Consider the following 25,622-nt stretch of genomic DNA (forward strand, 5'->3'; position numbering starts at 1 on the left):
CACCGCAAGACCGCGCTACCCGTCGCACAACTGAACATCTTTCTCGAAGCCTGCTAGGATGGCGGCTTCGCTTCACTCAACCCGGCCGTGGGATCGGCCCCGGAGACCTCCTGAATGACCCGTATTATCGAGTTCCTGATCGCCTTGGGGATCGTGGCTGGCTTGTTTGTCGTGGTGGGCTTGGTGTTGCCCTCGGAGCGGCAGATGTCCGAGAGTGTTGAGACCAACCGCAGGATGACGATTGTTTACGACACCGTGAACAGCTTCCGTCGTTTCAAGGATTGGAACCCGCTTGTGCTGCGTGACCCGAAGATCCAGCTGAAGCTGGTCGGCCCGACCGAGGGCAAGGGTGCACGCGTCGAATACAGCTCTACCGAAGGCTATATCGGCGACGGCAGCTGGGAGATCACCAACAGCGTCAAGAACGAGCGTGTTGAGATTTCGATCGACGATCCCACCAAGGGCTACGACAAAGTCACCAACTTCACCCTTGCGCCGACCGGCAAGAACAACAAGAACGTCAAGATCACCCAGGACTACAGCGTCAAGTACGGCTGGAACCTGTTCGGTCGTTATGCCGGTCTGTATGTCAGCCGCCACGTGGGCGACGACCTGAAGCTGGGTCTGTCGCGTCTGACGACCGCACTGGCCACCGTGCCGAATTTCGACTACCGCGCCCAGCTCGACGGCAAGCCGGTGTTGAGCGATCTCAAGCTCGTCGATGTGCCGGCCGAGGACCTGTTGGTCGTCACCGCGGGCAACATCGATCGTGACAACGAGACGATCAAGAAGTCGATCAAGGACAATCAGGAGTGGATCAAGCGCGTGATGGACGCCAACGGCCTCGAGGCTGCTGGTCCGGTCCGCATCGTGACCACCGACTTTGCTACCGACAAGTACGCGTTCGACGTGGTGCAGCCGGTCCGCAAGCGTGCCGGTGGCGCGCCGAAGACCGATGCCAAGGCCGACACCGCCAAGGCTGATGCCAAGAAGGACGACGCTGCGGCTGCCGCACCTGTGGATGCAACCCCGGTTGCTGCAGCGGGCGAGGAGTTGAAGGTCAACATCCCGTCGGAAGCACCGGTCAAGTACGAGCGCACCAAGGCACACCGTTCCGCGTTTGCGACCTACGCAGGCCACATGGCCGGCCTGGATGCAGTGCGTAGCTCCCTGCGTGCCTGGGCTGCCACCAACGGCAACGACGTGACCGAGCGTCCGTACGAGTCGTGGAAGGGCGGCGTGGACAAGTCGTTTACGCAGGACGGTACCTACGACGTCTACTGGGCCATCAAGTAATCGTCTCACCACGATGATCTGATCCAGACGAAAACGCGCCGCAGTCCTGCGGCGCGTTTTTTTTTGCGCTACGGCGCTGCAATGGAATCGCCTTTATGTCCCTGCTTGAACGTCGCAAGAAACATCCGTCGCTGCTGGCGTTTTGCGGCGCCTTGCTGGCCGCCATCGCGGTGGGCCTGTCGGCCTATGCCTCGCACGGGGTGGCCGATGCGCTGGTGCAATCGCGGCTGCAACTGGCAGCGCTGTACGCCTTCGGCCACGGCGCCGTGCTGACGGTGCTCGGCGCTACCGAGACGCGTGCACTCGGCCGGGTCGGCCTGTATCTGCTGTTGCTCGGCACGCTGCTGTTTGCCGGCAGCCTGGTCGGCAGCGCGCTGCTGCACTGGCCGACCAGCCTGGCACCGATTGGCGGCACCAGCCTGATGCTGGGCTGGGTGGTGCTGGCGATCGGCGCGTTCAGGCGCTGAGCATGCCGCGCCATACCCGCGGATTCGATGTGGAGGCCGCCTTTGCGTACCTGAGCCGGCGCGATCGCGCGCTAGGCGCGTGGATGAAGCGCATCGGCCCGATCACCGCGCAGCCGGGTTGGCGCAAGCCGTTCGATCCGGTGGACGCGTTGGCGCGCGCGATCCTGTTCCAGCAACTTAGCGGCAAGGCCGCATCGACGATCGTGGCGCGGGTGGAAGCGGCCATCGGTGCGCCGCGCCTGCATGCGGACACGCTCGGTCGCATCGACGACGCGGCACTGCGTGCGTGTGGCGTCTCCGGCAACAAGTCGCTGGCGCTACGCGATCTGGCGCGCCGCGAGCGCGATGGCGAGATTCCCTCCCTGCGCAGGCTCGCCTTCATGGACGAAGAAGCGATTGTGCAGGCGCTGATTCCGGTGCGCGGCATCGGCCGCTGGACGGTGGAGATGATGCTGATGTTCCGCCTGGGCCGGCCGGATCTGCTGCCCGTCGATGACCTGGGCGTGCGCAAGGGCGCCCAGCGCGTGGACAGGCATGAACAGATGCCGACACCGAAGGAGCTGGCCATCCGTGGCGAACGCTGGGGCCCGTACCGCAGCTACGCGGCGTTCTATCTGTGGAAGATCGCCGACTTCAGCGTGGCAGCCAAGGTGCCGACGCCGCGCTCGCAGGAATAGGGCGTTGCATTGCGGTGCATGCGGCTTGCCGCGCGCATTACGCCGCCGACCAACGCCAGTGCCAGGGCTCGTAGATGATGCCGTAGGGATTGTCGCGCGGATAACTCAGCCGGTAGCCAAAGCGATCCGCGTTGTCGCGCAGCCACGCGAAGGCCGGCGTGGTTTCGAAGGATTCCTCCACCGGCGGCTCGCCGAGCGTGCCGATATCCAGTGCATCGCCGCTATGGTGTTCGCTGAAGCCGGGTGCGGTGTTGACCGCCAGGATCTGCGGCACCGTCAGGCCGCGCGCCAGCTTGCGTTCGAAGATCGCCAGTTGGTAATCGTGGCTGCGATAGCCGGACAATGCATCCAGCCGCACGCCAGCGCGTGCAGCGTCGGCCCGCATCTGTCGCCATGCACGGCTTGCGCCGGCGCTGAGCCATAACGGCCGTGCAAAACGATCGCGTCCGGCAAAGTGCAGGGCAGCAGGTTCGGCTACCAGGCTCAGCCCGGTCTGCCGTGGATACGCCTCCACGTCGATTTCCAGCAGCGCCAGCCGCTGCTGCACGCCGCTGACCGGCAGCAACGTGCTCGCCCGGTCCGATGCACGCCCGCCTGGCAGTTCCAGCAGCGCCAGTGCCTCGTCCAGCCCCGGCTCGTACGCCAGTCGCGGGATCAACGGCATCAGGCCCTGCGGCAGATGCGCGGCCAGGTAGCGCCCGTCGCGCTTGCGCCGCAGCAGCCAGTCGGCCTGCGCAAGCACGCGTGCATCCGCATTGCCGCGCGCACGCAGCAGGTCTGCCGGCCACAGTTCGATGTCGGAGGTGTTGAGGAGCAGACGTGGAGAATTGCGCATCCACGCAGCTTAGCGGGTGCTACGTGAGGGCTGCCAGTCCGAAGCGGGGCGAATGCTGGCGTGCGCCGATAGAGATGCTCCGTTGAGCAGCGGTGGCCGGATGCATACGAACGGGAGCAGTCGCTTTCCTCTCAACCAATCACGCCTGTGCTTTGTTCAAGCACCGGCGTCATTGTCGCCCTGCGGCTTCGGCAGGCGCCCGGCCTTGCGTAGCGCATCGCGCAGCACGTATTCGATCTGCGCGTTGAGGCTGCGCAGTTCGTCGTCGGCCCAGCGCTGCGCGGCGGCCAGCACGTCGGCGTTGATGCGCAGCGGGTAGGCCTTCTTCTCGCTCACTCGCGCTCCTGGCGGCCGCTATGGCGGCGCAGGTGCATCACCATCGACACGATCAAGACATTCACGCCGACGAGCATGCCGATCACCACTGCGTAGATGCCGGCGCGGTTGTCGCCGGCCCAGTACAGGCAGGCAGCACCGATCAGGATGACCAGGCTGATCAGGGCCCAGCGCAGCCCCAGGCCGCGCGCGCGGTCGTCGTCGTCCGCACCGATGGAGGCGGCGATTGCCAATGCAGGCAAGCCGGAAAGCGCGACGACCAACGGCACCATGACATTCATTGCATCACCTCAATACAGCGAGCCGGCGTTGACCACCGGTTGGGTACCACGATCAGAACACAACACGGTGAGCAGGTTGCTGACCATATGCGCCTTGCGCTCTTCGTCCAGCTGTACCACGCCGTTTTTCTGCAGCTCGGCCAGCGCCATTTCGACCATGCCCACCGCACCGGCGACGATGCGCGTGCGTGCGGCGATCACCGCATTGGCCTGCTGGCGTTGCAGCATGGCCTGGGCGATTTCCGGCGCGTAGGCGAGGTGGCTGATGCGTGCTTCGATCACGTCCACGCCGGCCTGGGTCAGGCGCTCGTCCAGATGGCGCTTGAGCTGTTCGCTGATTTCGGCCGGATGGCTGCGCAGCGAGATCTGATCGTCTTCGTGCTGGTCGTACGGGTAGCTGGTGGCCATCGCGCGCAGCGCCGCTTCGGACTGGATATGCACGAAGCTTTCGTAATCGTCGACGTTGTAGACCGCCTCGGAAGCGTCCAGCACCTGCCACACGATGACCGCGGCGATCTCGATCGGGCTGCCGTCCAGTTCGTTGACCTTGAGCCGGCCGCTCTCGAAGTTGCGCACGCGCTGGCTGACCCGGCGCTTGGCGTAGAAGGGGCTGTTCCAGCGCAGGCCCGGGTCCTTGACCGTGCCGACGTACTTGCCGAACAGGCTCAGCACCGCCGCCTGGTTCGGCTCCAGCGTGTACAAGCCGGCCAGCATGAAGATGCCCGCCGCCACCACCAACAGCGCAATCAGGAACCCGGCTGGAGTCGGGCTGCCGGCCGCCAGGGTCGTGAGAATGAACCAGGCGGCGCCCGCGAACGCGGCGCCAGCGGCGAGGATGACCGGGATGCCCGGCAGTGAGCTGATCGGCTTCTCTTTCATGAGGTGGGTGTCCTTGGGGAGTTAAAAAAAGATATCAAAGTGATATCAGTTGATGCAAGTCGCGCAGCCGGCGGCCATGGTGACGGCCCGTTAGAATGGCGGCCCCCTCCCGATCTGGACTGCGCTCATGACTACTCTCGGCACGCCGTTGTCGCCTTCCGCCACCCGCGTGTTGTTGCTGGGCTCGGGCGAGCTGGGCAAGGAAGTGGCGATCGAATTGCAGCGCTTCGGGGTGGAAGTGATCGCCGCCGATCGCTATGCCAACGCGCCGGCGATGCAGGTCGCGCACCGTTCGCACGTGCTGGACATGCTCGATCCCCAGGCGCTGCGCGCGCTGATCGCCCGGGAGCAGCCGCATCTGATCGTGCCGGAGATCGAGGCGATCCATACCGAAACGCTGCTCGCACTGGAGCGCGAGCAGGGCCAGCGGGTCATCCCGACCGCGCGCGCCGCACGCCTGACCATGGACCGCGAGGGCATCCGTCGCCTGGCTGCCGAAACACTGGGCCTGCCGACCTCGCCATATCGCTTCGTCGACACGGCTGCCGAGTATCGCGAGGCGATCGCCGCGGTGGGTCTGCCGTGCGTGGTCAAGCCGGTGATGTCGTCCTCGGGCAAGGGCCAGAGCACCTTGCGCAGCGAGGCGGACATCGATGCGGCCTGGGACTACGCGCAGACCGGCGGACGTGCCGGTGCCGGCCGCTGCATCGTCGAGGGCTTCATCGATTTCGATTACGAGATCACCTTGTTGACCGTGCGGCATGCCGGCGGCACCTCGTTCTGCGACCCGATCGGGCATTGGCAGAAGGACGGCGATTACCGCGAGAGCTGGCAGCCGCAGCCGATGTCAGCGGCCGCCTTGCAGCGCTCGCAGCAGATCGCGCAGGCCATCACCGACGACCTGGGCGGTCTGGGTCTGTTCGGCGTGGAATTGTTCGTCAAGGGTGACGAGGTGTGGTTCAGCGAGGTCTCGCCACGCCCGCACGACACCGGCCTGGTCACGCTGGTCTCGCAGGAGCTGAGCGAATTCGCCCTGCACGCGCGCGCGATTCTCGGCCTGCCGGTCGGCGCGGAAAACGGCGGCGTGATCCGTCAGAGCGGCCCCTCGGCCTCGTGCGCGCTGCTGGCGCACGGTCACGGCGTGCCGGTCTTCGACAATGTCGCGCAGGCCTTGCGCGCCCCGGACACCGCGTTGCGCCTGTTCGGCAAGCCGCGCGTGGACGGTCACCGCCGCGTCGGCGTCACGCTGGCGCGCGCGGACAGCATCGACGCCGCGCGCGCGAAGGCGCGGGTAGCCGCAGAGGCAGTGCAGATCCAGCTGGACTGAGCGCTGCGCGGGTCATGGCGCGGTTGCGGCGACCACCGCAATCGCGCCAAGACACAAGCGACCACCCGACGCGTCAGATCCCCAATCCCCAATCCCCAATCCCCAATCCCCAATCACCGCCCCCCAGCCACATCCACCCAAACCGCATGATGGTCGCTGCCATCGGCGATCGCCGCTTCCGGCGTGGCGCTGGCGGGCCAGAAGATGCCGCTGCCGACCAGGGTGAACTGGCGCGAAGGCAGCACGTAGTCCAGCCGCATCGTGCCCGCCTGCGGCCCGAAGTCGCCGGTCACCTGGTGCGGGTCGCCCGCATGTGCAATGCCTTGCGCAGCGTATTCGGCGGTTTTTTCCGGGCCGCCTGCACTCTGCGGCGTGGGGTACTGCAGCACCCGCGGGTGCGTGATCAAGGCGCGGATCGCATCGTGCCGGCCGGCGCCGTCGACCGGGTCGTTATTGAGGTCGCCGAGAATGACGAAGCGCGCATCGGCGGGCAGTCCGCCGCAGCGGCCCTGGTCGTCGCACAGCCAGCTGGCGTCCTTGGGATTGTCCAGATACTCGCGCCATAGCCGCAGCTCGTCGTGGTTGCGGGCGACGTTGCGCTTCTCGGCGCCATCGAACACCGGCGGGGTGGGGTGCGAGACCAGCGCGTGCACCACACCGAGCGGCGTGCGCACCGGCACGTCCCAATGCGATTTGGACGACAGCCGCAGTTGCGCCCAGATCGCGTCGCGATAGAACGCTTGTTTGCTGGACGGGTCGGTCGGGCGCAGCGCACCCGGCAGCGCGCTCCATTTCAGCAACTGGAAACTGCGCACCGCCTGCGTGTCGATCGGGTAGCGCGACAGCACCAGCATGCCGTACTGGCCGGGATGCAATCCGTAACCCCAGGCATCGTTGCCGCGGGTGCGGCCATCGCCACCGACGCTGCCGTTGTTGTCCAGATCCAGGCCGCTCGGCACGCCGGTATTGACCGGGGCCAGGTAGCGATACGGGTAGTGCAACGCTTCGCCGCCGCCCGGCTGGGCGACCTCCAGATAGCGTTGCTGGAACAGATCGGCGGCGCGGTGCTCGGGGTCGAAGTCGAACTCGTTGAGCAGCACCAGATCCGGACGCACCCGCTGCAGCACCGCGGCGATCTTGCGCGCATGCGCGCTGTCGCCCTGCAGTTCGCGCACCAGGCCGCCGGCCTGATCCGAATACAGCGAGGTGTTGTAGGTCGCGATGCGTAGCTGGGCCGGCGCGGAGTCGGCAGTTGCCTTGGCGCTTGTATCCGGAGAGGTCGCCTGATGGGCGCAGGCAGCGCAGAGCGCGGTCAGCGCAAGCAGTAAGAGAGGTCTGATCATCGCGACATTCTCGCATGTGCAAGACGACAGCCCGATGTCGTCCCGGCGGGGTTCAACCTTCCGGTGCAGCGGCAGGAAGCCCGCGCCATTGGCGGCCGTCGTAGGCCTCCAGCGCGCTGAAGCGGCGCTTGTAGTTCATCTTGGCATGGCCGTCGATCCAGTAGCCCAGATACACATGCGCGCGGCGCTCGCGTTGCGCCCACTGGATCTGCTGCAGGATCGCGAAGGTGCCCAGGCTGCGCGCAGTGGCATCCGGTGCGTAGAACGTATAGACCGCAGACAACGCATGCTCGGTGACATCGGTGACCGCAACGGCGAGCAGCCGCCCCGGCGCGTGCGCCACGGCCGGTTCGCGGATTTCCAGGAAGCGTCCATGCGACCAGCCGCCGATCAGGAACTGGTCGAATTCGGTGGCGCCGTGTTCGTCCATGCCGCCGCCGGGATGGCGGTGCTTGAGGTACTGTCGGTACAACGCGAGTTGTTCGTCGGTGCGCTCGGCAGCGACCACGCGCACCACCAGGTCCTGGTTGCGCGCCAGGCAGCGGCGCTGGCTGCGATCGGGCCGGAACGCATCCACCGCGATGCGCACCGGCACGCAGGCGCGGCAACGTTCGCAATGCGGCCGGTAGACCAGATCACCGGAGCGACGGAATCCCCATGCCAATGCCTGCGGATAGATCGCACCCAGACGCGGATCGTGCGGATCCAGCACCAGGTCGCGCGCGCGGCGCTCGGACCAGTAGCCACAGGCATGCTCGCCGGTCTGGAACAGGCGCAGGTCGTCATGAGTGTCGGCGTGAATGGCCATGGCGTCAGGATAGCGCCTGCGCGTCGCAACAGCGGCGACTGTCCGCCGGATGAATACGCCCGGTTGCCGCGTCAACGCGCGCGCCGATGGCTCGTTGATGTGGGTGTTGGTGGCAGCGCACGGTGGATCCGGATGCGCCACCCACGCGATGCGGCCCATGCAGGTGCCGCGTGTGGTTCCCACATTCCAGGAGTTTCTCATGACGTCTCGCAAACCGTTTCTCGCACTGGCCGTGCTGGCTGCCCTGTCCACCGGCGCGGTGTTCGCCGCTCCGCCTGCCGCCGGCGATGCGCCGCGTCCTGCCAAACTCGACAAGAACGGCGATGGCGTGATCGATCGCAGCGAGGCCGCTGCCGACCCCAAGCTGGCCGCACAGTTCGACACGCTGGACACCAACAAGGACGGCAAGCTGTCGCGCGACGAGCGCCCGCATCATCGCGGCCCGGGCCGCGGTGGACGCGGCGAATGGCTGAGCAAGCTCGACACCAACAAGGACGGCCGCATCAGCCGCGAAGAAGCCAAGGCCGACCCCAAGTTCGCCGCGCGCTTCGATGAGATGGACATCAACAAGGACGGCTTTGTCGATCGCGCCGACCGTGAGCTGCGCATGCAGCAACATCGCGACGCGTGGTTTGCCAAGGCCGATACCGACAAGGACGGCAAGCTGAGCAAGGCCGAGTTCGATGCCGCATCCAAGCAGCGTGGCGAGCATGGCCGCTGGGGTCAGGGCGAGCATGGCGATCACGGCAAGCGTCCGATGCCGGCCAGGCCTGCCGCGGGCAACTGAGTTCATCCAGTCGCTTACCCGGTCGCAGTGCTGCGACCGGGGCAGCGCTGTCGTCATACGCAGCATGTAAACAGCAACACGCAACAAGGCGCCGATCGACCAACGGCCTCCCGCGCAAGCAGGAGGCCGTTTTTGTTGACAGGAATGGCCGCACTTGCCGCATGCGGCGATGGCGCCACGCCGGGATCAGAGCACCCCCAGCTTCATGTAGTGCCGCACGATGGGCAGCATGACCGCTGCCGTGCTCACCAGCATCGCGGCCGGGCTGAACATGCAGCGATACAGCAGCGGTGCCCGCGTGGTGCCGCGTCGTTGCGCATCGCGTTCCAGCATCGGGCGCATGACGCGTGGCAGCACCCGGATGGATTGGTAGTTGAGCACCGCCATGCCTGCGCCCAGCAGCAGCAACGACGTCCATGCGCTGGCATCCAGGCGTTTGAGCAGCAGCGTGCTGCCCACCACCAGCACCGACGTCAGCGTGGTGATGTGCAGGAAACGACGAATCGCCGCTGCTTCGGCGGCGGTCTGCGCAAAGCGCAGCAGATACCAGCACGACCAGTACGTGCCGACGCCGGTAACCAGCACGGCGCCGGCGGCGAATAGCGATGGCAGGCCGAGCCAGAGGCTTAGCGCACCGGCGGCGCTACCCCCGCCCAGTGCCGAGCCGGTCAGCCCGCTCACGCCTAACTTGCCCGCGCCCCCCATGCCGGTCAGCACGATGGCCGCGCTCGCGGTCCCCGGCGCGGCCAGCAGGGTTGCCGAGGTCACCGCGGTGGCAAAGGCCACGCTGGGCGCGCTGCCACGGGCGAACTCGCCGAACCGGCGCAGCAGCTCGCCGCGCACGCTGGCACGTGCCCGCGACAGGCGCTTGCGCACGGCTGCATCGCTCAGGCCAAGCAGCGAGGCAACCTGCCGCGAACTCTGGCCTTCGCGATAAAACAGCAGCAGCGTCTCGCGGCTTTCTTCGGGCAATGCAGAAATGATGTCGAGCGCGGCGATCTCTTCTTCCACCTGCAGCAACTGGTCGGCGGGGGAGGGGGCCGGGTCGGCGGCCATCGCGATCGCCAGGTCCGCCGCTTCGCCGCTGAGCGCGCGATGCCGGTTGGCGCGCAGCCAGTCGCGCGCCAGGTTGCGGGTGATCTGCCGCAGCCACGGCAGGAAGCTGGCCGGCTGATGCAATTGCGCCAGCCGCTGCCAGGCGCGCAGGAAGGCTTCCTGGGCGATGTCTTCGCTGGCGGCGATATCGCGGGTGATCGCCAGCGCGATGGCGGTCACCGTGTTCTGGCAGGCGCGCACGATGCGGCCGTAGGCCTGCTCGCAGCCGGCGGCGGCGACCGGCAATTCGCGTTGCAACATCAGGTCCAGCGTGTCGGTGTGCATCGGCGCAATCCATGTCCTGGTCCCAGCATGACGCAGGCGAGCAGCGGATGTGACCGACGTGATGGCGGTGGCGCCTGGCGCACCGCTGGGTGGCTGCGCTCAGTGCGCCGGCTGGATCCGTACACGCACTTCGTCGTCCTCTGCGGCTGGCGGTGCGGTGGTGGCGGGCGCTGGCTGCGCGGCCGGCGGTGCCACTGGCCTTGCCGCGTCCGGGGCATTGCGATGGCGCAGCACCACGAACATGGCGACCGCGCCGATCACCAGCAGCAGCACCAGCCGGATGCGCCAGGCCCAGCTGCGCGCATTGGTGCTCGAGCCGTTTTCGCCGTCGCGGAAGGTGTACTCCACATTCGGCAGGTCGCGGCGGGTGGTGTCGAGCAGGCGTGCGTCGCGCAGCAGATCGCGGGCGCGCGGCTGGTCGTCGGCGTGCACGATCCACACCGTGGGGTAGGCCTGGGCGTTGCCCTGTTCGAGATAGCTGAACTGGCCGCTGCGCTTGCTCTCGTAGGAGCGGCCGTTGCTCATGCGCACGTCGATACCGGCGTTGCGCAGGAGATCGGCCACGCCTTCGGCGGTTTCGATACGTTGACTGCTGAAGATCTTGCGCATGCTTAAGGGGTGCCAGCGATTGCCGAGCAGGGCGCGCTGCGAATGCGCTTGCTCGAGCTGAAAGAAAGGAGCGGCAAGGACGTGGATCCAGGCCGGAAAGTGCAGGCGGCCATCAGCATGCCTGCGCGCGGCGAACGCGGTGCAGCAATCAACATGGCGAGTCGTTTGCCGGCACCGCGATCGCGCTGCCGTCGGGCACCACCCGGATCAGGCCTTCCTGGGTGGTGCTGGCGACCAGCACGCCATCGCGGGTGAAGAACTGCCCGCGCGCCAGGCCGCGCGAACCCTGTGCGGTGGGGCTGTCGAGTGAGTACAGCAGCCAGTCGTCGGTGCGGAACGGGCGGTGGAACCACAGTGCGTGATCGAGCGAGGCCATCTGCACATTCGGCGTGTAGTAGCTGATGCCATGCGGAAAGGTGGAGGTGCCCAGCAGCTGAAAATCCGAGGCATAGGCCAGCAAGGCCTGGTGCAGGCCGACGTCGTCGCCGACCGGGTCGCTCAGGCGCAGCCACATCTGCTGGAACGGCGGGCGCTTGGGCGGCTTGAGTTCGTCGCGCGGAAACACATGGCGAAACTCGAACGGGCCGCCACGCGACAGCCAGCGCTGCACCTTGGCAGGCAGTTTCTCCAGCACCTCCGCCGCCAGCGGCGGGGTGGGTTCGATGTCTTCGGGCGGCGGTACCACCGGCATCGCGGACTGGTGTTCGGCGCCGTCTTCGCGCTGCTGGAACGAGGCCGCGCAGAAGAAGATCACCTTGCCATGCTGGATCGCAGTGACCCGGCGCACCGAAAAACTGCCGCCATCGCGGGTGCGATCGACGTCGTAGACGATCGGGTGGTCGATATTGCCGGCGCGCAGGAAATAGGCATGCAGGGAGTGCGCCTGGCGGCCGTTGTCCACGGTGGCCTGCGCGGCGGCCAGCGCCTGGCCCAGCACCTGTCCGCCAAACACGTACTTGGTGCCGATATCGCGGCTCTGGCCGCGGAACAGGTTGTCTTCCAGGCGCTCCAGCGACAGCAGGCTGATCAGTTCGGAGACGACGGGTTCGGCAGTGGCGGACAAGGGGCTGGCCTGGGCGTGCGACGGACCGCGATTATAGCGGGCCGCCCCCTGCGCGCCGTGCGGGAGCGGCGTCAGGCCTTCTGCAGCCGCGCCACCAGGCCGTGCAGGGCGGCCTGCGCATCCGGCGCGTACCAGCCGTCGATGAAGCGCTCCAGCTGGATCAGCTCGGGCGCCAGCGCCGCGCGCAGATCGGCGCGGGCAATCGCGCGCGTGGTCAGCATCGGCTGGCGCGGCAGCTGCTGCAGGTCCTGCAGCCAGGCCACCGCGCGGGCGGTGACCAACTCGCCATCGACCAGTTCGTCGACCAGGCCGATCGTGACTGCCTGCTCGGCCGGCAACAGCTGCCCGGAGATCAGTAGGCGCTCAGCGCGGTGCGCCCCGACCACGCGGCGCAGCAGGCGCTGGATGCCTTCCGGCGCGGCCAGGCCCACCTGCACCTCGTTCAAGCCGATCGCATAGGGTTTGGCGGTATCGGCGCTGCGTGCCATCACCCGGTAGTCGCAGCACAGTGCCAGCACGCAGCCGCCGGCCGGCGCATGCCCGCCGATGGCCGCAACCACCGGCACGCGGCTGTTGGCCAGCGCCTGCGCGGCCTCGAAGAAGGCCGTCCAGCTGGCCAGCAACGCGGCGCGGTTGGTGCCGTGTGCCAGCAGATGCGGCACGTCCATGCCACCGGAAAAGATCCGCTCGCTGCCCGACAGCACGATGCCATCGGTCTCCTCGCCGGCCTGCTGCACCGCAACGCTCAGGGCCTGGCACAGCGCGCTGTCCAGTGCATTGACCGGCGGGCGCGCCAGACGGATTTCGCGAAGACGGCCATGGTCTAAGATCTGGATGCTCATTCGGGGCTCCTGGAGGTTGGGTCATGATAGACGGCAGTCGAAGCAGGCAGCGCATGTGCGGACGCGTGCTGCTCGGTGCATGGGTGATGCTGGCAAGTGCAGGCGCTGGCGCGCAGTGCCTGCCCGAGTTTAAGGACGGCTGGATCCGCATTCCGCCACCCGGTGGCATGGGCATGGCCGCGGGCTTCGGGCAGTTCCACAATGGCTGTGCGCAGCCGTTGCAGGTCACCGCGGCCAAGAGCAGCGCGTTTGCCGATGTGTCCATCCACGAGACCACGCAAACCAACGGCGTCAGCCGCATGCGCGCGGTGCCGGAGCTGGCGTTGCCGGCCGGCAAGTCGGTGCCGCTTGCGCCGGGCGGCCTGCATCTGATGCTGATGGAAGCGCGTGTGCCGCTGCAGGAAGGCGCGCAGGTGCCGGTGACCTTTACTTTGCAGGATGGCCGCGAGATCAAGACCACGCTGCAGGCGCGCAAGCGCGCGCCGGGTTCGTAAACGCGCGCAGTGCGTGGCTGAGCGAGGCTGCAGCCGTGCAGGTTGCAGTTCTTGCAGAGCCCACTACGCGATGTTGCCGATCAAACGCGATGCGTGGTGGCAGGTAGCCGCCACTTCACTGTGTCAGTCCGGTCTCGATCACGCGGCCTGTCGGTGGTATCGCGCAGCGGCATGACAGGATCGCTGCAAACAAAAACGGCGGCTCCCGGAAGAGCCGCCGTCGTCTTATGGCGCTGGATCTCCAGCGCGCAACTGGCAAATCTCAGCTGCTGGCGGCGCGTACCGCGTCCGGCAGCGATGCGCTCTTGCCGGTCTGCGTGTCGATCCACACCACCACCACGTTGCCATCGGAATACAGCACGCCCTCGTCCTTCTGGTCGAGGATGCGGTGACCGATGGTGATGCTGCTGCTACCCAGGCGCTCGACGAACAGTTCCACCAGGATGTCGTTTGGCCACACCAACGGGCGCTTGTAGTTGACGTTGGTGGCCGCGACCACCGGCGCGATGCGGTCGGTCATCGCCACGCCTTCAACGCCCAGCATCCAGCGCACGCGCGCTTCCTCCAGATACGAAATGTACTTGGCGTTGTTGACATGGCCCATGCTGTCCATGTCGCGCCAGCGCACGCTGATCGGGATGCGTGCCAACACCTTGTGCTCTTCGCTCATCAGCTTGCCTTCTTCTTTGCGGTTTTCTTGGTGGCGGACTTGGCGACTTTCGCCACCTTCTCCGGTTTGACCTTGCGTGGCGGGCGCGCATCGGGCTTGTTGGCCATCGCCGCCGGCCGGGTCTCGCGCGCCTTCACCGATGGCAGCATCTTGGCCAGGAACTGCCCGGTGTAGGACGCCTTGTGCGCAGCCACATCTTCCGGCGTGCCGGAGACCAGGATACTGCCGCCGCGATGGCCACCTTCCGGGCCCAGATCCACGATCCAGTCGGCGGTCTTGATCACGTCCAGATTGTGTTCGATCACCACCACCGTGTTGCCCTCGTCGCGCAGCTTGTGCAGCACGCCGAGCAGCGCTTCGATGTCATGGAAGTGCAGGCCGGTGGTCGGCTCGTCGAGGATGTACAGGGTACGTCCGGTATCGCGGCGCGACAGTTCCTTGGACAACTTGACGCGCTGCGCCTCGCCGCCGGACAGCGTGGTCGCGCTCTGGCCCAGCTTGATGTAACTCAGGCCCACATCCACCAGCGTTTCCAGCTTGCGTGCGATCGACGGCACCGGCTCGAACAGCCGCAGCGCGTCCTCGACGGTCATCTGCAGCACGTCGCTGATGTTGAAACCCTTGTAGCGGATCTCCAGCGTCTCGCGGTTGTAGCGCTTGCCGTGGCAGACATCGCAGGGCACGTAGACGTCAGGCAGGAAGTGCATCTCCACCTTGATCAGGCCATCGCCCTGGCAGGCCTCGCAGCGGCCGCCGCGCACGTTGAAGCTGAAACGGCCCGGTGAATAGCCGCGCGCACGCGCTTCCGGCACCTGCGCGAACAGCTCGCGCAACGGCGTGAACATGCCGGTGTAGGTGGCCGGATTGGAACGCGGCGTGCGCCCGATCGGCGACTGGTCGATATCCACGACCTTGTCGAACAGATCCAGATTCTCCACCTCGCGATGCGCGGCCACCGGATGCGAGGCGCCGTTGATCTCGTTGGCGGCCAGCGAGAACAAGGTGTCGTTGATCAGGGTGGACTTGCCCGAGCCGGACACGCCGGTGATGCAGGTCAACAGGCCGGCCGGAATATCCAGGTCGACATTCTTCAGGTTGTTGCCGGTCGCCCCGCGCAGATGCAGCATCATCTTCGGGTTGGGCTTGTGGCGCTGCTTGGGGATCTCGATGCGGCGCTTGCCCGACAGGTACTGGCCGGTCAGCGAGCCGGGTGCATCCAGGATGTCCTGCAACGAGCCTTGCGCGCAGATTTCGCCACCGTGCACGCCGGCGCCGGGGCCGATGTCCAGCACGTAATCGGCCAGGCGGATCGCGTCTTCGTCATGCTCGACGACGATGACGGTATTGCCCAGATCGCGCAGCCGCGTCAGCGTGCCGAGCAGGCGTTCGTTGTCGCGCTGATGCAGGCCGATCGATGGCTCGTCCAGCACATACATCACCCCGACCAGGCCGGCGCCGATCTGGCTGGCCAGCCGGATGCGCTGCGCCTCGCCACCGGACAAGGTGTCGGCCTTGCGTTCCAGGGTCAGGTAATCCAGGCCCACATCGACCAGGAAGCCCAGCCGTTCGCCGATCTCCTTGACGATCTTGCTGGCGATCTCGCCACGCCAACCCGGCAGCGACAAGCCGCGGAAAAAGCTCAGTGCCTCGTTGACCGGCAGCACCACCAGTTCGGGCAGCGGGCGGTCGGCCACGAACACGTTGCGCGCGGCACGATTCAGGCGCGTGCCGTTGCAGGCCGGGCAGGGCTGCTGGCTGACGTATTTGGTCAGCTCTTCGCGCACGGCTGGAGACTCGGTTTCGCGGTAGCGGCGTTCCAGGTTCGGCAGGATGCCCTCGAAACGGTGCTTGCGGGTGGTGCGCCCGCCCGCATCGGTGAAGTAGGTGAAACTGATCACCTCATCGCCGCTGCCGAACAGCACCGCCTGGCGCACCTTGGCCGGCAGCGTGTTCCACACCGCGTCCACGTCGAACTTGTAGTGCTTGGCCAGCGAGGCGATCAGCTGGAAATAATAGGCATTGCGCCGATCCCAGCCGCGCACCGCGCCGGCCGACAGCGACAGCTCCGGATGCACCACGACGCGATCCGGGTCGAAGAACTCGGCCACGCCCAGGCCGTCGCAGCTGGGGCAGGCGCCCACCGGTGCGTTGAACGAAAACAGCCGCGGTTCCAGCTCCGGCAGCGAGTAATCGCAGACCGGGCAGCTATACTTGGACGAGAACAGGTGCGGCGCCGCGGCCGGGTCGTCCAGCGACTGCACCGCGACCATGCCTTCGCCGAGCTTGAGCGCAGTCTCGAAACTTTCCGCCAGCCGTTGCTTGATGTCTTCGCGCGGACGGAAGCGGTCGATCACCGCCTCGATGGTGTGCTTCTGGCGCAGCGCCAGCGGCGGCACCGCGTCAATCTCGTACAGCTCGCCATCCACGCGCACGCGCACAAAGCCCTGCGCGCGCAGCTGCTCGAACACCTGCGCATGCTCGCCCTTGCGTTCGCGGATCACCGGCGCCAGCAGCATGTAACGCTGCTCCTGGTCCTGCGTGAGCATGTGGTCGACCATCTGGCTGACGGTCTGCGCCTCCAGCGGGAAGCCGTGGTCCGGGCAGCGCGGCTGACCGACGCGCGCGTACAGCAGGCGCAGGTAGTCGTAGATCTCGGTGATCGTGCCGACCGTGGAGCGCGGGTTGTGCGAGGTCGATTTCTGTTCGATCGAAATCGCCGGGGACAGGCCTTCGATGTGGTCCAGGTCCGGCTTTTCCATCACGCTGAGGAACTGGCGCGCATACGCCGACAGCGACTCGACGTAGCGGCGCTGGCCTTCTGCATAGATGGTGTCGAACGCCAACGACGACTTGCCCGAGCCGGACAGGCCGGTGATCACGATCAGTTTGTCGCGAGGCAGGTCGAGGTCGATGTTCTTGAGGTTGTGCGTCCGCGCGCCGCGGATGCGGATGAAATCCATCGCCATGGGGGATCCGATGTCGGGCCGGCGAACCGGCAGTGGTGCGAGCGTGCTCAGCAGGAATGAGTGGCAGTCGATCAGCCTACCCGCCGACCTAGGTGAGGGCAATTGCCCCAAATGCCAGTCTGACGGGGCGCCTGTGGCGGCCGGATGATGCGTTGCACGGGTGGATCGGGCGTGGCCGCGCTCCGGCGGCCGGCAGGTTGACCCCAAACCCCGCCAGCCCGTACAATCCCGCTCCTGTCTGCCCTAGGGCACGTCAGTGCGACCATAATAACTACAGAGGAAAACCTGGTCATGTACGCAGTTCTGGTAACCGGCGGTAAGCAATACCGCGTCGCGCAGGGCGAAACGCTCCGCGTGGAAAAGCTCGAAGTCGAAGCTGGCAACGAGATCAAGTTCGACACCGTCCTGATGTTGGGCGATAGCGATGGCATCAAGCTGGGCGATGCGCTGAAGGGCGCCTCGGTCACCGCCAAGGTTGTGGCCCATGGCCGCGCCGACAAGGTGCGCATCATCAAGTTCCGTCGCCGCAAGCACCACATGAAGCGTCAGGGACACCGTCAGTACTACACCGAAATCGAGATCACCGGCATCGCCGGTGGCGATAAGAAGTAAGGAGAACCAGTCATGGCACATAAAAAAGGCGTAGGTTCCTCGCGCAACGGTCGCGATTCCAACCCGAAGTACCTGGGTGTGAAGATCTTCGGTGGCCAGGCCATCGATGCCGGCAACATCATCGTGCGTCAGCGTGGCACCCAGTTCCATCCGGGCGCCGGCGTCGGCCTCGGTCGTGACCACACCCTGTTCGCGCTGGTCGACGGCAAGGTGGAGTTCTCGGTCAAGGGTGCGAAGAAGCGTCGTACCGTCAGCGTGGTTGCCGAGGCGTAATCGCCCGCTCCATGCAGGCCAGTCCGTCAGGCATCCATGCCTGGCGGACGAGACGGAAAGCCCCGCTTTTGCGGGGTTTTTCGTTTGACGGCCGGGAGTGGGGAATCGGGAATCGGGAATCGGAAAAGCCGGCTCCTGGTTTCTTCTCGCTCTTTGCTGTCTTGCTGGTGAGTGCGCTCGCCGGCAGGGGTCAGGCTGGTTTCTTTGGCCGATTCCCTATTCCCCATTCCCAATTCCCGGTTGCAAGCTCATGAAGTTAGTCGACGAAGCAGAAATCCTGGTCAGTGCCGGCAATGGCGGCAATGGCTGTGTCGGCTTTCGCCGCGAGAAGTTCATCCCGCTCGGTGGGCCCGATGGTGGCGACGGCGGTAATGGCGGCAGCGTGTGGATCGTGGCCGACGAGAACGTCAATACGCTGGTCGACTTCCGGCATGAGCGTACCTTCAAGGCGCAGCGCGGCGAGAACGGCATGGGTCGCCAGGCCTACGGCAAGGGCGGCGAAGACCGCATCATCGTGGTGCCGGTCGGCACCGTGGTGATGAATGTGCAGACCGACGAAGTCATCGGCGACCTGACCCAGCATGGCGATCGCCTGCTGGTGGCCAAGGGCGGCAAGGGCGGCCTGGGCAACATGCATTTCAAGAGCTCGGTCAACCGTGCGCCGCGCCAGTCCACCACCGGTGAAGAGGGCGAGGAGCGGTTGCTCAAGCTGGAGCTGAAGCTGCTGGCCGATGTTGGCCTGCTGGGCTTTCCCAATGCGGGCAAGAGCACCCTGATCCGCGCGGTGTCCTCGGCAACCCCGAAGGTGGCCGATTACCCGTTCACCACCCTGTACCCGAATCTGGGCGTGGTCAGCGTCGAGGCGTATCGCAGCTTCGTCATCGCCGACGTGCCGGGCCTGATCGAGGGCGCGGCCGACGGTGCCGGGCTGGGCACGCAGTTCCTGCGCCATCTGCAGCGCACCCGTCTGCTGCTGCATCTGGTGGACATTTCGCCAATGGATGGTGGGGTGGAGGCGTCGCCGGTGGATCAGGTGCGCACCATCGAGCGCGAGCTGGAGCGCCACGATCCCGAGTTGCTGAAGAAGCCGCGCTGGCTGGTGCTCAACAAGGCCGACCTGATGTTCGAGGACGAGGCGCGCGCTGCGGCCGAGACGATCGTGGCCGAGCTTGGCTGGACCGCGCCGTGGTATCTGGTCTCGGCGCTGGGCCGCGATGGCACCTTCCCGATCATGAAGGACATCATGGCGTTCTTCGACCGTCAGCGCGAGGACGAGCTCGAGGCGCGCAATGCCGGCTGAGCGCATGCGCAGGCACACAAAAAACCCGGCCAAGGCCGGGTTTTTCTATGCCACCGCAAGCCAGGCCTGCGGTGATGCCAACACGGCTCGCTTACGCGGCCTTGATGGCCTTGATGCGAGCGGTCAGACGGCTCTTGTGACGCGCAGCCTTGTTCTTGTGAATCAGGCCACGGGCGCTGAAACGGTCGAGAATGGGCTGAGCAACGGCGAAAGCAGCTTCGGCGCCTGCAGCATCGTTGGCGTCAAGGGCCTTGATCACCTTCTTGACGGCGGTGCGCAGCATCGAACGCTGGCCCGTGTTGCGCTCATTGCGCACGACGGTCTGCTTGGCGCGCTTCTTGGCGGACTTGATATTGGCCACGGTGGTGGGTTCCTGAAAAATCGGTGTAGTGGAAAAAGCAAGCGGGAAAGTATGATGGGCTTAGTTATGTACGTCAAGTCAGTTGTCAAGAGGGATGCAGCGTGAGCAAGCCCGGCATGTTGAGAGGCCTGCTCTCATTCAGCAGTATGACCATGGTGTCGCGGGTGTTGGGCCTGATCCGCGACCAGGCGATCTCCACCACCTTCGGCGCCAATGCGGTGACCGACGCGTTCTGGGTGGCGTTCCGGATCCCCAATTTCCTGCGGCGGCTATTCGCCGAGGGCTCGTTCGCCACCGCCTTCGTGCCGGTGTTCACCGAGGTCAAGGAGACCCGTCCGCACTCGGACCTGCGCGAGCTGATGTCGCGGGTGTCCGGCACGCTTGGCGGCATGTTGCTGCTGATCACCGCGCTGGGGCTGATCTTCACCCCGCAGCTGGCGTCAGTGTTTTCCGATGGCGCGGCCACCGATCCGGATAAATACGGCCTGCTGGTGGACTTGCTGCGGCTGACGTTTCCGTTTCTGTTGTTCGTCTCGTTGACCGCGCTGGCTGGCGGGGCGCTGAACAGCTTCCAGCGGTTTGCGATTCCGGCGCTGACGCCGGTGATCCTCAACCTGTGCATGATCGCTGGCGCGCTGTGGCTGGCGCCGCGGCTGGACGTGCCGATCCTGGCGCTGGGCTGGGCGGTGCTGGTTGCCGGTGCGCTGCAATTGCTGTTTCAGCTGCCGGCGCTGAAGGGCATCGACCTGCTGACGCTGCCGCGCTGGGGCTGGACGCACCCGGACGTGCGCAAGGTGCTGACCCTGATGATTCCGACCCTGTTCGGTTCGTCGATCGCGCAGATCAACCTGATGCTGGACACGGTGATCGCCGCACGGCTGGCCGACGGCTCGCAGTCGTGGCTGTCGCTGGCCGACCGGTTCCTGGAACTGCCGCTGGGCGTGTTCGGGGTGGCGCTGGGGACGGTGATCCTGCCGGCGCTGGCGCGCCATCACGTCAAGACCGACCGCAGCGCGTTCTCCGGCGCGCTGGACTGGGGGTTCCGCACCACGCTGCTGATCGCGATGCCGGCGATGCTCGGCTTGCTGCTGCTGGCCGAGCCGCTGGTGGCGACCTTGTTCCAGTACCGCCAGTTCACCGCCTTCGATACGCGCATGACCGCGATGTCGGTCTACGGCCTGAGCTTCGGCCTGCCGGCGTACGCCATGCTCAAGGTGTTGTTGCCGGCCTTCTACGCCCGCCAGGACACCCGCACCCCGGTGCGTGCCGGCGTGGCGGCGTTGATCGCCAACATGGTGTTCAACTTCGCGTTGCTGGCAGTGGTTTACCAGATCATGGTGCCGCCCGAGCTCAAGGCGCAGGGCGTGATGCAGGCGCTGGGCAAGCAGCCGGGCCTGCATCTGGCGCTGGGCATTGCCAGCGCGCTGTCCAGTTATCTCAACCTGGCTTTGCTGTGGTACTGGCTGGGCAAGTCCGGCGTGTACCAGCGCCGGCCGGGTTGGGCTGGCTATGCGGTGCGCCTGCTGCTGGCATGCGCGGCGATGGTGGCGGTGCTGTTGAGCCTGCTGTGGTGGCTGCCATCGTTCACCGTGATGGATAAGTGGGATCGCATCGGCTGGCTGGCGGTGCTGGTCGGCAGCGGTGGGGCGACCTACCTGGTGGCGCAAGTGGCGCTGGGATTGCGGCCGCGGCATCTGCGCGAGGGCTAGTCGTTCGCCGAGCTGGCCGAGCAAGTGCGGAGCCAGCCGTCATGCACGGTGGGTGGGGTCAATCCCGGGCCGGGAAGGCGCGCAATCGTCTGCCCGCTTCCGGGACGCGGCGGCACAGGCCCGGGGCCGCGCCCATGCGGATTGACAGGCACGGCTATACTTGCGGGTTATGCATCAACGAGGGTCGGCCGGCAGGCCGGCATCTGTTTGGATCGAGGAATGAGCAGGCTGTTTAGAGACGTCGAGGGCGGGACGCTGTTCCCGCACGGAAGCGTGGTCTGCATCGGCGCCTTCGATGGCCTGCACCTGGGGCATCGGGCATTGGTGCAGCACGCAGTCGCGCGCGCGCGCGCGCTCGGGGTGCCGGCGGTGGCGGTGAGCTTCGAGCCGTTGCCGCGCGAGTTTTTCGCCCCGGCCGCGCCGCCGCCGCGGTTGACCCTGGCCCGCGCCAAGATCGAAGGGCTGCACGGCTTCGGTGCCGACAGCGTGGGCATGATCCGGTTCGATGGTCGCCTGTCGGCGATGAGTGCCGAAGACTTCGTGCGCCTGGCCCTGGTCGGTCGTTTGTGTGCCAAAGAGGTCTGGATCGGCCCGGAGTTCCGTTTCGGCCATCGACGTGGCGGCGATATCGGTCTGCTGCGCTCGCTTGGTGCGCACTACGGCTTTGCGGCGGGCGAAATCGCGCCAGTGCACCTGCACGGCGAGCGCATCTCGGCCACGCGCATCCGCGAGCTGCTGGGCGCGGGCGAGTTCGCGCACGCCGGGCAATTGCTTGGCCGTCCGTATGCCATCGGCGGGCGGGTGGTGCGCGGCAAGCAGCTTGGCCGCACCCTGGGCTACCCCACTGCCAATCTGCGCTTTCCGCGCACGCCGGCGCTGTTGGGCATTTACGCGACCTGGGTGCATGGCGTGGCCGAGCGGCCGTGGCCGTCGGTCTCGAGCTTTGGCACACGCCCGACCGTGGCCGGCGTGGAGCCGCTGCTGGAAGCGCATCTGTTCGATTTTCAGGGCGATCTGTATGGCCGGCATATCGAGGTCGAATTCGTTGCCAAGCTGCGCGACGAAGAGAAGTTCGATGGCCTGGACGCGCTGACGGTGCAGATGCATCGTGATGCCGAGCAGGCGCGTGCGGTGTTGGACAGGCACGCAGTTTCTGCAACACATGCGAGTTCCTCGCAACAGCCCGCCTATGATGCGAGTCCCTCGCAGGAGCCGACCTATGATGCGAGTCCCTCGCAAGAGCCCGCACATCCATGTGCGGACTTATCGAAAAATCCAGCGCAACGGTAGAGACCTGTGACCCAAGACTACAAAGCCACTCTCCATCTGCCCGCGACGGAATTCCCGATGCGCGGCGACCTGCCCAAGCGCGAGCCGGCGATGCTGGACCGCTGGGAGCGCGAGGGGCTGTACACGCAACTGCGCGCCAATGCGGCAGGGCGCCCGCTGTTCGTGCTGCACGACGGCCCGCCGTATGCCAATGGCCAGATCCATCTGGGCCATGCGGTCAACAAGATCCTCAAGGACATCATCGTCAAGTCGAAGTACCTGGCTGGCTTCGATGCGCCCTACATCCCTGGCTGGGATTGCCACGGCCTGCCGATCGAGATCGCGATCGAGAAAAAGTACGGCAAGGTCGGCGTCAAGCTCGACGCAGCCGAGTTTCGCCAGAAGTGCCGCGAATACGCCACCGAGCAGATCGATCTGCAGCGCCGCGATTTCAAACGCCTGGGCGTGATCGGCGATTGGGACAACCCGTACAAGACGCTGGATTTCCGCTTCGAAGCCAACGAGATCCGCGCGCTGGCCAAGGTGGTCGACAATGGCCATCTGACCCGTGGCGTGAAGCCGGTGCACTGGTGCTTCGATTGCGGCTCGGCGCTGGCCGAGGCCGAGATCGAATACGCCGACAAGGTGTCGCCGACGGTGGATATCGCCTATCCGGCGCGCGATCCGGCGGCTGTCGCTGCTGCATTCGGCGCCAGCCTGCCGGCGGGCGTGGGCGTGGCGGTACCGATCTGGACCACCACCCCGTGGACACTGCCGGCGTCGCTGGCGGTGAGCCTGGGCGCGGAACTGGACTACGTGCTGGTCGAAGGCCCGGCCGATCGCGGCCAGCCGCGCTGGCTGGTGATCGCCGAGGCCCTGGCCGGCAAGGCGCTGGCGCGCTATGGCGTGGACACGGTGGTGGTGCACGGCCATGCCAAGGGCGCGGCGCTGGAGCAGATGCTGCTAAACCACCCGTTCTATGCCGAGCGCGAGATTCCGCTGCTGCTGGGCGATCACGTGTCGGCCGAGGACGGTACCGGCGCTGTGCATACCGCACCGGGCCATGGCCAGGAGGACTACCAGGTCTCCAAGCAGTACGGCCTGCTCGAGCGTTACGGCGCTGCGCAGATCAACCCGGTGGACGGGCGCGGCGTGTACCTGCCGTCGACGCCGCCGCTGGGCGACACCGTGCTGGCCGGGCTGCACATCTGGAAGGCCAACGACATCATCATCGAGGCGCTGCGCGACACCGGCGTGTTGCTGGCGGCCAGCAAGATGGAGCACAGTTATCCGCATTGCTGGCGGCACAAGACGCCGATCGCGTTCCGCGCCACGCCGCAGTGGTTCATCTCGATGGAGCAGGCCAACCTGCGCGCCGATGCGCTCAAGGCCATCGACAACGTGCACTGGTATCCATCCTGGGGCCAGGCGCGTATCGCCGGCATGGTCGATGGACGTCCAGACTGGACCATCTCGCGCCAGCGCACCTGGGGCGTGCCGATCGCCTTGTTCGTGCATCGCGAAACCGGCGAGCCGCATCCGCGCAGCACCGAGTTGCTGCGCCAGGTCGCCGACCGGGTGGAACTGGGCGGCGTGGACGTGTGGTACACGCTGGATGCGGCCGAACTGCTCGGCGATGAGGCCGCCGATTACGACAAGATCACCGACATCCTGGATGTGTGGTTCGACTCCGGCGTGACCCATGAAGCGGTGCTGGTGGACCGCGGCCTGCCCAAGCCGGCCGACCTGTACCTGGAAGGCTCCGACCAGCACCGTGGCTGGTTCCAGTCCTCGCTGCTGACCGGCGTGGCGATGGACAAGGCGGCGCCGTACAAGCAGTGCCTGACCCACGGCTTCACCGTGGACGAGCACGGGCGCAAGATGTCCAAGTCGCTGGGCAACGGCATCGAGCCGCAGGACATCATGAAGACCCTGGGCGCGGACATCCTGCGCCTGTGGATCGCCTCGGCCGATTACAGCAATGAGATGTCGCTGTCGCAGGAGATCCTCAAGCGCAACGCCGATGCGTATCGCCGCCTGCGCAATACCGCGCGCTTCCTGCTCGGCAACCTGCATGGCTTTGATCCGCTGCAGCACCTGGTGGCACTGGACGACATGGTGCTGCTGGACCGCTGGATCGTGCACCGCGCGCACGAGCTGCAGGAAAAGATCGCTGCCGCGTATGCGCGCTACGACTTTGCCGAAATCGTGCAGGCCCTGCTGAATTTCTGCAGCGTCGACCTGGGCTCGCTGTATCTGGATGTGACCAAGGACCGCCTGTACACGATGGCCGAGGATGCACGCGGCCGCCGTTCGGCGCAGAGCGCGATGTATCACGTGGCCGAGGCGTTCGTGCGCTGGATCGCGCCGGTGCTGAGCTTTACCGCCGAGGAACTGTGGGGCTACCTGCCGGGCAAGCGGGTCGACAACGTGTTGTTCGCCACCTGGTACGACGGCCTGGCGCCGTTGCCGGCCGATGCTGCGCTGAGCAGTGCCGATGTCGACAGGCTGCTGGCCTTGCGCGAGCAGGTGGCCAAGGTGCTGGAGCCGATGCGTGCCAACGGGGCGATCGGCGCGGCGCTGGAAGCGGAGATCACCGTGGCCGCCGATGCGCAAACCGCCGCGCGCTGGCAGCCGCTGGCCGAGGAACTGCGCTTTCTGTTCATCAGTGGCGACGTGACCGTGACTGCGGCCAGCACCGACGACATCTTCGTCAGCGCGCAGCCGACCAGCAAGGCCAAGTGCGTGCGTTGCTGGCACCACCAGGCCAGCGTGGGCAGCGATCCGCGTCACCCGGAACTGTGCAGCCGCTGCGTCAGCAATATCGAAGGCCCCGGCGAGCAACGCCGCTGGTTCTGACGGGGTTGCGTGAAGGCGCGCGGCGGGCAGGTCCTGCCGCGCGTTATTGAGGCCCCGTACGGGCTGGCGTGTGCCTCTGTCGCGGCATCATGGGCAGGCGCTGGTGCCGGATGACGAGTGCCCCGGCGCTGCATGCAGTCCCTTGCTGAAGCGTGGCGCATGCGGCACGGCGGGGCAGG

Annotated in this window: 25 protein-coding genes; 12 read left to right on the forward strand and 13 right to left on the reverse strand. The window is 66.4% G+C overall.

Annotation, left to right across the window (positions count from 1 at the left end; translation table 11 throughout):
- Positions 1–114 precede the first annotated feature (114 nt).
- From AC1PLA_RS06390 to AC1PLA_RS06400, 3 genes are all read left to right on the forward strand, one after another.
- A complete protein-coding gene (locus tag AC1PLA_RS06390) occupies positions 115–1,296 on the forward strand; it encodes a polyketide cyclase (protein WP_039519954.1) in 1,182 nt (393 codons plus the stop codon).
- Between the two features lie 95 nt (positions 1,297–1,391).
- The gene (locus AC1PLA_RS06395) at positions 1,392–1,763 is read left to right on the forward strand and encodes a DUF423 domain-containing protein (RefSeq protein WP_481105803.1); all 372 of its coding nucleotides are present in this window, start codon (positions 1,392–1,394) and stop codon (positions 1,761–1,763) included.
- Positions 1,764–1,765: 2 nt separating this feature from the next.
- Positions 1,766–2,440, forward strand: coding sequence for a DNA-3-methyladenine glycosylase family protein (locus AC1PLA_RS06400; RefSeq protein WP_481105804.1), 675 nt, complete (start codon positions 1,766–1,768; stop codon positions 2,438–2,440).
- 37 nt (positions 2,441–2,477) lie between these two features.
- Here AC1PLA_RS06400 and AC1PLA_RS06405 read toward each other — a convergent pair whose 3' ends face one another.
- The 4 genes from AC1PLA_RS06405 to AC1PLA_RS06420 form a co-directional block, all read right to left on the reverse strand.
- Entirely contained in the window at positions 2,478–3,275 is a 798-nt protein-coding gene (locus AC1PLA_RS06405; RefSeq protein ID WP_481105805.1) for a M15 family metallopeptidase, read from the reverse strand.
- A gap of 156 nt (positions 3,276–3,431) precedes the next feature.
- On the reverse strand, positions 3,432–3,611 hold the full coding sequence (locus AC1PLA_RS06410) for a type II toxin-antitoxin system antitoxin (protein WP_481105806.1): 180 nt from the start codon (positions 3,609–3,611) through the stop codon (positions 3,432–3,434).
- Positions 3,608–3,892: a hypothetical protein gene (locus AC1PLA_RS06415; protein WP_016901699.1), complete on the reverse strand. Its 285-nt coding sequence runs from the start codon at positions 3,890–3,892 to the stop codon at positions 3,608–3,610. The genes AC1PLA_RS06410 and AC1PLA_RS06415 overlap by 4 nt, the downstream gene beginning before the upstream one ends.
- Positions 3,893–3,901: 9 nt before the next feature.
- Positions 3,902–4,771, reverse strand: coding sequence for an SPFH domain-containing protein (locus tag AC1PLA_RS06420; RefSeq protein ID WP_016901700.1), 870 nt, complete (start codon positions 4,769–4,771; stop codon positions 3,902–3,904).
- Positions 4,772–4,898: 127 nt separating this feature from the next.
- Here AC1PLA_RS06420 and purT point away from each other — a divergent pair, with 127 nt between their 5' ends.
- Positions 4,899–6,098: a formate-dependent phosphoribosylglycinamide formyltransferase gene (gene purT / locus AC1PLA_RS06425; protein WP_481105807.1), complete on the forward strand. Its 1,200-nt coding sequence runs from the start codon at positions 4,899–4,901 to the stop codon at positions 6,096–6,098.
- Positions 6,099–6,211: 113 nt separating this feature from the next.
- Here the strand turns inward: purT and AC1PLA_RS06430 are convergent, their stop codons facing one another.
- Both AC1PLA_RS06430 and AC1PLA_RS06435 read right to left on the reverse strand, forming a co-directional pair.
- Positions 6,212–7,441, reverse strand: a complete 1,230-nt coding sequence (locus tag AC1PLA_RS06430) for an endonuclease/exonuclease/phosphatase family protein (protein ID WP_481105808.1) — start codon at positions 7,439–7,441, stop codon at positions 6,212–6,214.
- Between the two features lie 52 nt (positions 7,442–7,493).
- Entirely contained in the window at positions 7,494–8,408 is a 915-nt protein-coding gene (locus AC1PLA_RS06435) for an arginyltransferase (RefSeq protein ID WP_039519976.1), read from the reverse strand.
- Here AC1PLA_RS06435 and AC1PLA_RS06440 point away from each other — a divergent pair.
- Positions 8,299–9,036, forward strand: a complete 738-nt coding sequence (locus AC1PLA_RS06440; RefSeq protein ID WP_481105809.1) for an EF-hand domain-containing protein — start codon at positions 8,299–8,301, stop codon at positions 9,034–9,036. The two genes, AC1PLA_RS06435 and AC1PLA_RS06440, sit on opposite strands and share 110 nt — an antisense overlap.
- A 186-nt stretch (positions 9,037–9,222) precedes the next feature.
- On the opposite strand, the gene AC1PLA_RS06445 is transcribed toward AC1PLA_RS06440, so the two are convergent.
- The 4 genes from AC1PLA_RS06445 to AC1PLA_RS06460 form a co-directional block, all read right to left on the reverse strand.
- The gene (locus AC1PLA_RS06445) at positions 9,223–10,416 is read right to left on the reverse strand and encodes an RNA polymerase sigma factor (protein ID WP_481105810.1); all 1,194 of its coding nucleotides are present in this window, start codon (positions 10,414–10,416) and stop codon (positions 9,223–9,225) included.
- A gap of 99 nt (positions 10,417–10,515) precedes the next feature.
- A complete protein-coding gene (locus tag AC1PLA_RS06450; RefSeq protein WP_046342020.1) occupies positions 10,516–11,025 on the reverse strand; it encodes a putative signal transducing protein in 510 nt (169 codons plus the stop codon).
- Between the two features lie 148 nt (positions 11,026–11,173).
- Positions 11,174–12,088, reverse strand: a complete 915-nt coding sequence (tesB, locus tag AC1PLA_RS06455) for an acyl-CoA thioesterase II (protein WP_016901707.1) — start codon at positions 12,086–12,088, stop codon at positions 11,174–11,176.
- A gap of 71 nt (positions 12,089–12,159) precedes the next feature.
- The gene (locus tag AC1PLA_RS06460) at positions 12,160–12,930 is read right to left on the reverse strand and encodes an enoyl-CoA hydratase/isomerase family protein (protein WP_039510285.1); all 771 of its coding nucleotides are present in this window, start codon (positions 12,928–12,930) and stop codon (positions 12,160–12,162) included.
- Between the two features lie 53 nt (positions 12,931–12,983).
- Between AC1PLA_RS06460 and AC1PLA_RS06465 the strand changes: the two genes are divergently transcribed.
- Positions 12,984–13,424, forward strand: coding sequence for a copper chaperone PCu(A)C (locus AC1PLA_RS06465; protein WP_481105811.1), 441 nt, complete (start codon positions 12,984–12,986; stop codon positions 13,422–13,424).
- A gap of 262 nt (positions 13,425–13,686) precedes the next feature.
- On the opposite strand, the gene AC1PLA_RS06470 is transcribed toward AC1PLA_RS06465, so the two are convergent.
- Positions 13,687–14,094 (reverse strand): acyl-CoA thioesterase, encoded by a 408-nt coding sequence (locus tag AC1PLA_RS06470; RefSeq protein WP_016901710.1) that lies wholly within the window; start codon positions 14,092–14,094, stop codon positions 13,687–13,689.
- Positions 14,094–17,060: an excinuclease ABC subunit UvrA gene (uvrA, locus tag AC1PLA_RS06475; RefSeq protein ID WP_016901711.1), complete on the reverse strand. Its 2,967-nt coding sequence runs from the start codon at positions 17,058–17,060 to the stop codon at positions 14,094–14,096. The genes AC1PLA_RS06470 and uvrA overlap by 1 nt, the downstream gene beginning before the upstream one ends.
- Before the next feature lie 291 nt (positions 17,061–17,351).
- Here uvrA and rplU point away from each other — a divergent pair, with 291 nt between their 5' ends.
- The 3 genes from rplU (at position 17,352) to obgE (ending at position 19,245) form a co-directional block, all read left to right on the forward strand.
- On the forward strand, positions 17,352–17,672 hold the full coding sequence (gene rplU, locus AC1PLA_RS06480; protein ID WP_016901712.1) for a 50S ribosomal protein L21: 321 nt from the start codon (positions 17,352–17,354) through the stop codon (positions 17,670–17,672).
- A 12-nt stretch (positions 17,673–17,684) separates the two neighbouring features.
- A complete protein-coding gene (rpmA, locus tag AC1PLA_RS06485; protein WP_010365804.1) occupies positions 17,685–17,945 on the forward strand; it encodes a 50S ribosomal protein L27 in 261 nt (86 codons plus the stop codon).
- A gap of 250 nt (positions 17,946–18,195) precedes the next feature.
- Positions 18,196–19,245: a GTPase ObgE gene (gene obgE / locus AC1PLA_RS06490; protein ID WP_016901714.1), complete on the forward strand. Its 1,050-nt coding sequence runs from the start codon at positions 18,196–18,198 to the stop codon at positions 19,243–19,245.
- A gap of 91 nt (positions 19,246–19,336) precedes the next feature.
- Here obgE and rpsT read toward each other — a convergent pair whose 3' ends face one another.
- The gene (gene rpsT / locus AC1PLA_RS06495) at positions 19,337–19,606 is read right to left on the reverse strand and encodes a 30S ribosomal protein S20 (RefSeq protein WP_002807888.1); all 270 of its coding nucleotides are present in this window, start codon (positions 19,604–19,606) and stop codon (positions 19,337–19,339) included.
- Between the two features lie 116 nt (positions 19,607–19,722).
- Between rpsT and murJ the strand changes: the two genes are divergently transcribed.
- The 3 genes from murJ (at position 19,723) to ileS (ending at position 25,443) form a co-directional block, all read left to right on the forward strand.
- Positions 19,723–21,315, forward strand: a complete 1,593-nt coding sequence (murJ, locus tag AC1PLA_RS06500; RefSeq protein WP_126968785.1) for a murein biosynthesis integral membrane protein MurJ — start codon at positions 19,723–19,725, stop codon at positions 21,313–21,315.
- Positions 21,316–21,534: 219 nt separating this feature from the next.
- Positions 21,535–22,605, forward strand: coding sequence for a bifunctional riboflavin kinase/FAD synthetase (locus AC1PLA_RS06505; protein ID WP_481105812.1), 1,071 nt, complete (start codon positions 21,535–21,537; stop codon positions 22,603–22,605).
- Positions 22,606–22,611: 6 nt separating this feature from the next.
- A complete protein-coding gene (gene ileS, locus AC1PLA_RS06510; protein ID WP_481105813.1) occupies positions 22,612–25,443 on the forward strand; it encodes an isoleucine--tRNA ligase in 2,832 nt (943 codons plus the stop codon).
- Positions 25,444–25,622: the final 179 nt, after the last annotated feature.

Source organism: Xanthomonas sp. NCPPB 1826, from assembly GCF_056725285.1.

Coding starts and splice junctions, on each gene's coding strand:
- AC1PLA_RS06390 (WP_039519954.1), top strand. CDS start 115: ATGACCCGTATTATCGAGTTCCTGATCGCCTTGGGGATCGTGGCTGGC.
- AC1PLA_RS06395 (WP_481105803.1), top strand. CDS start 1,392: ATGTCCCTGCTTGAACGTCGCAAGAAACATCCGTCGCTGCTGGCGTTT.
- AC1PLA_RS06400 (WP_481105804.1), top strand. CDS start 1,766: ATGCCGCGCCATACCCGCGGATTCGATGTGGAGGCCGCCTTTGCGTAC.
- AC1PLA_RS06405 (WP_481105805.1), bottom strand. CDS start 3,275: ATGCGCAATTCTCCACGTCTGCTCCTCAACACCTCCGACATCGAACTG.
- AC1PLA_RS06415 (WP_016901699.1), bottom strand. CDS start 3,892: ATGAATGTCATGGTGCCGTTGGTCGTCGCGCTTTCCGGCTTGCCTGCA.
- AC1PLA_RS06420 (WP_016901700.1), bottom strand. CDS start 4,771: ATGAAAGAGAAGCCGATCAGCTCACTGCCGGGCATCCCGGTCATCCTC.
- purT (WP_481105807.1), top strand. CDS start 4,899: ATGACTACTCTCGGCACGCCGTTGTCGCCTTCCGCCACCCGCGTGTTG.
- AC1PLA_RS06430 (WP_481105808.1), bottom strand. CDS start 7,441: ATGATCAGACCTCTCTTACTGCTTGCGCTGACCGCGCTCTGCGCTGCC.
- AC1PLA_RS06440 (WP_481105809.1), top strand. CDS start 8,299: ATGAATACGCCCGGTTGCCGCGTCAACGCGCGCGCCGATGGCTCGTTG.
- AC1PLA_RS06435 (WP_039519976.1), bottom strand. CDS start 8,408: ATGGGCCGCATCGCGTGGGTGGCGCATCCGGATCCACCGTGCGCTGCC.
- AC1PLA_RS06445 (WP_481105810.1), bottom strand. CDS start 10,416: ATGCACACCGACACGCTGGACCTGATGTTGCAACGCGAATTGCCGGTC.
- AC1PLA_RS06450 (WP_046342020.1), bottom strand. CDS start 11,025: ATGCGCAAGATCTTCAGCAGTCAACGTATCGAAACCGCCGAAGGCGTG.
- AC1PLA_RS06460 (WP_039510285.1), bottom strand. CDS start 12,930: ATGAGCATCCAGATCTTAGACCATGGCCGTCTTCGCGAAATCCGTCTG.
- AC1PLA_RS06465 (WP_481105811.1), top strand. CDS start 12,984: ATGTGCGGACGCGTGCTGCTCGGTGCATGGGTGATGCTGGCAAGTGCA.
- AC1PLA_RS06470 (WP_016901710.1), bottom strand. CDS start 14,094: ATGAGCGAAGAGCACAAGGTGTTGGCACGCATCCCGATCAGCGTGCGC.
- uvrA (WP_016901711.1), bottom strand. CDS start 17,060: ATGGCGATGGATTTCATCCGCATCCGCGGCGCGCGGACGCACAACCTC.
- rplU (WP_016901712.1), top strand. CDS start 17,352: ATGTACGCAGTTCTGGTAACCGGCGGTAAGCAATACCGCGTCGCGCAG.
- rpmA (WP_010365804.1), top strand. CDS start 17,685: ATGGCACATAAAAAAGGCGTAGGTTCCTCGCGCAACGGTCGCGATTCC.
- obgE (WP_016901714.1), top strand. CDS start 18,196: ATGAAGTTAGTCGACGAAGCAGAAATCCTGGTCAGTGCCGGCAATGGC.
- murJ (WP_126968785.1), top strand. CDS start 19,723: ATGTTGAGAGGCCTGCTCTCATTCAGCAGTATGACCATGGTGTCGCGG.
- AC1PLA_RS06505 (WP_481105812.1), top strand. CDS start 21,535: ATGAGCAGGCTGTTTAGAGACGTCGAGGGCGGGACGCTGTTCCCGCAC.